5 protein-coding genes and 1 pseudogene are annotated in these 5,803 nt (G+C 71.3%); 2 read left to right on the top strand and 4 right to left on the bottom strand.

Translation table 11 applies throughout. The features are described from left to right. The 4 genes and pseudogenes from AC1DP0_RS16875 to AC1DP0_RS16890 form a co-directional block, all read right to left on the bottom strand. On the bottom strand, positions 1 to 368 hold a 368-nt coding region (locus tag AC1DP0_RS16875; protein ID WP_478086470.1), incomplete at its 3' end, for a transglutaminase-like domain-containing protein. Between the two features lie 204 nt (positions 369 to 572). Beyond that, positions 573 to 1,685, bottom strand: a pseudogene (locus tag AC1DP0_RS16880) (TgpA N-terminal domain-containing protein); the annotation flags it as partial. Beyond that, positions 1,682 to 2,926 (bottom strand): DUF58 domain-containing protein, encoded by a 1,245-nt coding sequence (locus AC1DP0_RS16885; protein WP_478086463.1) that lies wholly within the window; start codon positions 2,924 to 2,926, stop codon positions 1,682 to 1,684. The gene AC1DP0_RS16885 and the pseudogene AC1DP0_RS16880, both read right to left, overlap by 4 nt. A gap of 13 nt (positions 2,927 to 2,939) precedes the next feature. Then, complete coding sequence (locus tag AC1DP0_RS16890) at positions 2,940 to 3,974, bottom strand: AAA family ATPase (RefSeq protein WP_478086465.1); 1,035 nt, start codon at positions 3,972 to 3,974, stop codon at positions 2,940 to 2,942. 452 nt (positions 3,975 to 4,426) lie between these two features. Between AC1DP0_RS16890 and mraZ the strand changes: the two genes are divergently transcribed. Both mraZ and rsmH read left to right on the top strand, forming a co-directional pair. Continuing rightward, the gene (gene mraZ, locus AC1DP0_RS16895; protein WP_478086472.1) at positions 4,427 to 4,858 is read left to right on the top strand and encodes a division/cell wall cluster transcriptional repressor MraZ; all 432 of its coding nucleotides are present in this window, start codon (positions 4,427 to 4,429) and stop codon (positions 4,856 to 4,858) included. Positions 4,859 to 5,063: 205 nt separating this feature from the next. After that, positions 5,064 to 5,803 (top strand): 16S rRNA (cytosine(1402)-N(4))-methyltransferase RsmH (rsmH, locus tag AC1DP0_RS16900; RefSeq protein ID WP_478086468.1); only part of this gene is annotated, 740 nt, incomplete at its 3' end.

Raw genomic sequence — 5,803 nt, forward strand, 5'->3', positions numbered from 1 at the left:
GAGCCGGCTCCGAGCACGGCATACGGCGGTGGAGTGCCCGCGCGGGCGCCCGGTGTCGGCTCGAAACGCAGCCACCCGTAGCCCTGGAAGTAGAGCTCGGGCCACGCGTGGGCGTCGCTGGCGCGGACGACGTAGTGCTCACCCGAGAGCTGCCCGGGCAGGAAGCCGATGGCCATGCGGGCCGGGATGCCCTRCGCCCGCGCCAGCATGATCATCGCCGTCGCGAACTGCACGCAGTACCCGCGTCGGGTCTCGTAGAAGTTCTGGATGGGATCGAGCAGGCGTCCCTGGCCGTCGCGGAGCGGCTCGCCGAGGTCGAGCGAGTAGGTGTAGCGGCTGGTGTCGCGCAGCTGGTTCTGGATGGCGATGGCCTTGTCGAGCGCGTTGTCCTGGCCACGGGTGACTTCGTCGGACCAGCGCTGCACGAGGTCGCGCGAGCGGTCCGGGAGGGTCAGGTCGTCGTCGGTGATGTCGGGGGAGTCCGGGGCTCCGGCCTCACGCAGCTGGGGTGGCGACGGAGCTAGGTCGGCGTAGGTGACGCGGTAGCTGCTCACGGCTCGCCCGACACGCACATCGCGGGTGACGGGGTCGATCGTCCACGGCGTGCCCTCCATCGCCACGGCGACGACGGGGTAGGGCGCGGCGATGCGGGGCGCGGCCAGGGTGTTGTCCGAGACGGTGATGACGTAGTCGCGGCGCTTGTCCTGCGGCGGCAGCGGCGCCGGGTTGTCGGGCCGGGGGCCGGTCGTGCTCGCGACGCTCCACAGACCCCGGGAGTAGTACGACGTGGCGAGCACGCGGAGCGGTGCCCGCGTGAACGCCGTCGTCGTGTAGGTGAGGATGGGCGACTGGTCCTGGTTGTTCAGGCTCCGCGACAGGTCGAGCGTGTCGTTGAAACCCACCGAGCCCTCGCCGCCCCCGTCACTGCTGCGTCCGAGGCCCTCGGTGAGGTAGCGCGGGGGGAAGTGGGGGATGACGGCGGGGACGACGACGGCAATCACGACGCCGACGGCGCCCAGCCTGAGCGCACCGGCGGTGAAGGAGCGCAGGGCGTCCCGGTCGTGCTCTGCGGCTTCGATCTCGCTGTCCCCGGCCGGGTTGGCCGTGCCCCAACGGCCGAACTGGGCGCGCGCCGTGGTGTGCAGCATGACGAGCCACACCGCGACCGGCACGACGAAGTAGCGCAGTGCGAGTGCCGTCTCACCGTTGGCGGCCGTGATGAGGTATGCCGTGAGCAGCGGCAGCCCCGCGGCTGCCGGGCTGCGCCACGTGGCCGCGAGGGCATCCACGGCGATCGCGACGAGCCCGACCGCCACGACGAGGCAGAAGGTGATCCCCTCGTTGAGCGGCGCCGGCGCGGAGTAGCGGTTGACCGTCTCGAGCGCCTGGAGGCCGAGGGAGTTGGCGGCCTCGAACGTCGCCGGCGTCGGCACGAGCAGGACGAAGGTCGAACCGTTCGAGCGGGCGAGGATGACGTAGGCGGTGACGAGCACCTGGGTCAGGACGACGAGTCCCCGCGAGCGGGTGAATCCCCGTCCGAGGAGACCGAGCCCGGCGACGAGGATGATGACGAAGAACGCCTGCGGCAGCCACGTCGTCTCCGTGAAGAGGCTGGTGATGGGGTAGATGGCGCTGAGCGTCGCGAGCGCGGCGAGCACGGTCATCCTCCAGCGGCGGCGCGTCATCGACTGCCTCCCACGGCCGCGGCCGTCAGAATGGCCCAGACGTGTGCGACGTCCTCGTCGCGCCGGACGGCGATGGCCCGCCACCCGGCGAGCCGAAGGGTGTCGACGTGGGGCTCGGCCTCCTCGGCGTCGCTGGTGCCGAAGCTGCGCGCGTCGAGGACGAGGGCCAGCCCCGTCGTCCCGGGCTGACGCAGGCTGGCGACCCGGGAGGTGACGTCACGACCCGATGGCCCGACGATGGCCACGAGGAACCCGCCCGCGGCGGCGAGGGCCTGCCCGGCGCGAAGGATCTCGTCCTCCCCGGTGTCCTCGCGCAGGGTCGCCACGGCGAGCACGTCGAGGATCTCGTCGGGCGTCATGGTCTCGGCGGCGCGGGTGGTCTCGACCGTCTCGGCGCAGACGAGGTGGACGGCATACCCCGAGTCGCACAGGTGGACCGCCACCGACGCGGCAGCGGTCACCGCCCACTCGAACGAGCTGCTCGCTCCCGAGCCGCCGTGCGCCGACGGCCGGGGGTCGACGAGCACGACCGCGCGCCGCTGGGCCGGCCGGTCCTCCTGGCGCACCATGAGGTCACCGGTGCGGGCCGTAGCCGGCCAGTGGATCCGGCGCAGGTCGTCGCCGTCGCGGTACTCGCGGATCGTCACGTCGTCCTCGCCGTGCAGGGCGATGAGCTGGGCCTGCTCGCCCTCCGAGCCCACGCCCGCGCTGGGGCGGCGGTTCGACGAGAGGGGGTGCACGGCCGGCAGCACGACGAGGTCGGCGGTCCCCTCGAGCACGGCGTTGCGGTTGGCCAGCCCGAAGGGATCCTGCACCTGCACCCCGAGGGGGCCGAGGTGGTGGCGTCCGCGCAGGTGGGAGCGGACGGCATAGTCGATCGAGCGCACGCGTCCCGACGGGATCCGGCCGACGACGAACCGTGGCCGGTCGCCGAGGACGTATGCGAGGCGCTCCTCCGCGAGGAAGATCGGCGTCGTGGCGGTCGAGACGTTCTCGAACGAGAGCGTGACATGGGCGTCCTGGCCGACGCTGATCCGCTCGGGGTGGGTGTGTCGCTCGATGCGCATCCGGGTCTTGCGGGTGCGCACGAGCACCGCCGAGATGAGCGGGAGCGCGATGAGGAGGACGCCGAAGCGGGTGAGGTCGCGGAATCCGAAGATGACACCGGCGAGCACGAGGACGGTCCCCGAGCCGATGAAGGCCCGGCCCCTCGTCGTCAGGACGCTCCGCAGTGAGCGCATGGATGCCGCCCCCTCAGCGGGCTGCGGGCGGCACCGGCACCTGGTGCAGCAGGTCGGTGACCACCTCGGCGGTGGTGCGACGGGCGAGCTGGGTCTCGCTCGACGGCATCAGACGGTGCGCGAGGACGGGCCCGGCCAGCATCTGCACGTCGTCGGGGATCACGTGGTCGCGACCCTCGAGCGCGGCGTAGGCCCGCGACGCCCGCAGCAGGTGCAGGGCTGCACGGGGAGAGGCCCCGAGCCGCAGCGCCGGGGTCGACCGCGAGCGCGTCACGAGGTCGACGATGTACTGGCGCACCGCCGGGCTCGCGTGGACGCGGCTGACCGAGTGCACGACCCGGTTGATCGTCTCGGCGTCGGTGACGGGCGTCAGGGCGTCGAGCGGCGAGCTCGAGCCATGGCTTGCGAGCAGGTCGAGCTCTGCACCGGGCGCGGGGTAGCCCATCGAGATGCGAGCCATGAAGCGGTCGCGCTGGGCCTCGGGCAGAGGGTAGGTGCCCTCCATCTCGATGGGGTTCTGCGTGGCCATGACGATGAAGGGGGCCTGCAGCGTGTAGGTCGTCCCGTCGACGGTGACCTGTCGCTCCTCCATGGACTCGAGCAGTGCCGACTGCGTCTTGGGCGACGCGCGGTTGATCTCGTCGCCCACGACGACGTTGGCGAAGATGGCGCCTGGGCGGAACTCGAAGCGGCGGGCGTCCTGGTTGAAGATGCTGACGCCCGTCACGTCGCTCGGCAGCAGGTCCGGCGTGAACTGGATGCGGCGCACCGTGGCGTCGATCGAGCGCGCCAGCGTCTTGGCGAGCATCGTCTTGCCGACGCCGGGGACGTCCTCGATGAGCAGGTGCCCCCCGGCGAAGAGGACGGTGACGGTGGTGCGGACGACGTCTGCCTTGCCCTCGATGACGCTGGTCATCGCCCCGATGAGGCGCTCGGCGACCTCGTGGATGAGACCGAGGTCGGCCCCGTCGGTGCTCCCGTCCGTGCTGGAGCGGGCGGATGAGCCGGGTGACGCCGTGGTCTCGATCCCCGTGTCCGTCGTGGTCACGCTGTCCTCCGTCTGTCGTCCCCATGTCGTGGCCCGCCCCGCTCGTCGCGGATGAGCCACCCGTCAGGTGATCTTCTCCCATGGACCCTCGTCACCGGTAGGGCCGCCTCACTCCTGACCGGATGGAGGTCCGTCGTGCATCAGTGCCGTGGACCCTGCGGCCTCAGCACCACTTTCCTCCACCTCCGACGTCCGGGGGAGTCGTTCGGTTCGTTCGGGGTGGTTCACGAGGGTTCGGGACGGTTCCCCCGCCCGCGCCTGGTGTGCGTATGCCGTCTGGCCGGGTCCGTTGCCCTCCACTTCGCTCCACCGTCGCTGACCTGCGCAAACGCAGGACTCGCCGGTGACAAATAGCCCAAACATCATTGACGGTGGAGGAGAGTGGAGTATCGTGGGGCATCAAGGCAGTGAATGGGTGCGCTCGCGGGTCGACAAAGGGGAGGTGGCGGACCRTGTTTCTCGGGACGCACACACCCCGGCTCGACGAGAAGGGCCGGCTGTTCCTGCCCGCGAAGTACCGCGAGCGGATGGCCGGCGGACTGGTCGTCACTCGCGGCCAGGAGCGCAGCCTCTTCATCTACCCCATGGACGAGTTCGTCCGGGTCGCCGACCAGATGCGCCAGGCCCCCACGACGAGCAAGGTCGCCCGCGACTACATGCGCGTCTTCCTCTCCGGCGCCTCGGACGAGGTCCCCGACAAGCAGGGCCGCTTCACCATCCCCGCCAACCTGCGCCAGTACGCCGGCCTGGACCGCGAGGTCACCGTCATCGGTGCCGGGTCGCGCCTCGAGGTCTGGGACAGCGCGGTCTGGAACGCCTACCTCGAGCAGACCGAGCAGAGCTTCGCCGACACGGCCGAGGAGGTCATCCCCGGCCTGTTCTGACCGACCCGCACCTCCCCGCACCTCCCAGCACCACCACCAGCACCACCGCCAGCACCATCTGAGCGCCGGCCTCCAGCCGCTTCGCTCCCGGGACGACTTCCCCCGTCCCGGGCGACGTAGCGGATGGGGACCAGCTCCCAGGTGACGCAGCACCACCACCGGCCCGGCCCCCCACCCAGCACCACCCGAGCACGAAGGACGCAGCATGACCGACCGAGGACCGGCGCAGGGACGACACGTCCCCGTGATGCGCGACCGGATCCTCGACCTGCTCGCTCCTGCCCTCGAGCGTCCCGGCGCGGTGCACGTCGATGCCACCCTCGGAATGGGTGGTCACGCCGAGGGCGTGCTGGAGCGGTTCCCGGAGAGCACCGTCGTCGGCATCGACCGCGACCGCGAGGCCCTCGCGCTGTCGGGGGAGCGCCTGGCGCGGTTCGGCGACCGGTTCCGTCCCGTCCACGCGGTCTACGACGAGATCAAGGACGTCGTCGCCGACCTCCACCTGCCGGCCGTGGACGGCATCCTCTTCGACCTGGGCGTCAGCTCCCTCCAGCTCGACGAGGCGGACCGCGGCTTCGCCTACCGCGTCGACGCTCCTCTCGACATGCGGATGGACCAGTCGACGGGTCAGACGGCGGCCGACGTCCTCAACACCTACTCGGTGGACGACCTGACGCGGATCCTGCGCGACTACGGCGAGGAGCGCTTCGCCCGGAAGATCGCCAAGGCCGTCGTGCACGACCGGGCCATCGAGCCCTACACCTCGTCCGGCCGGCTCGTCCACATGCTGCGCCGCGTCATTCCGGCCGCTTCGCAGCGCCAGAGCGGTCACCCGGCCAAGCGGACCTTCCAGGCCCTGCGCATCGAGGTCAACGACGAGCTCGAGGTCTGGCGCCGGGCCATCGACGAGGCGATCGACGTCCTCGCCGTCGGTGGACGGATCGC

This window comes from Terrabacter sp. P5_B1 (genome assembly GCF_056400505.1).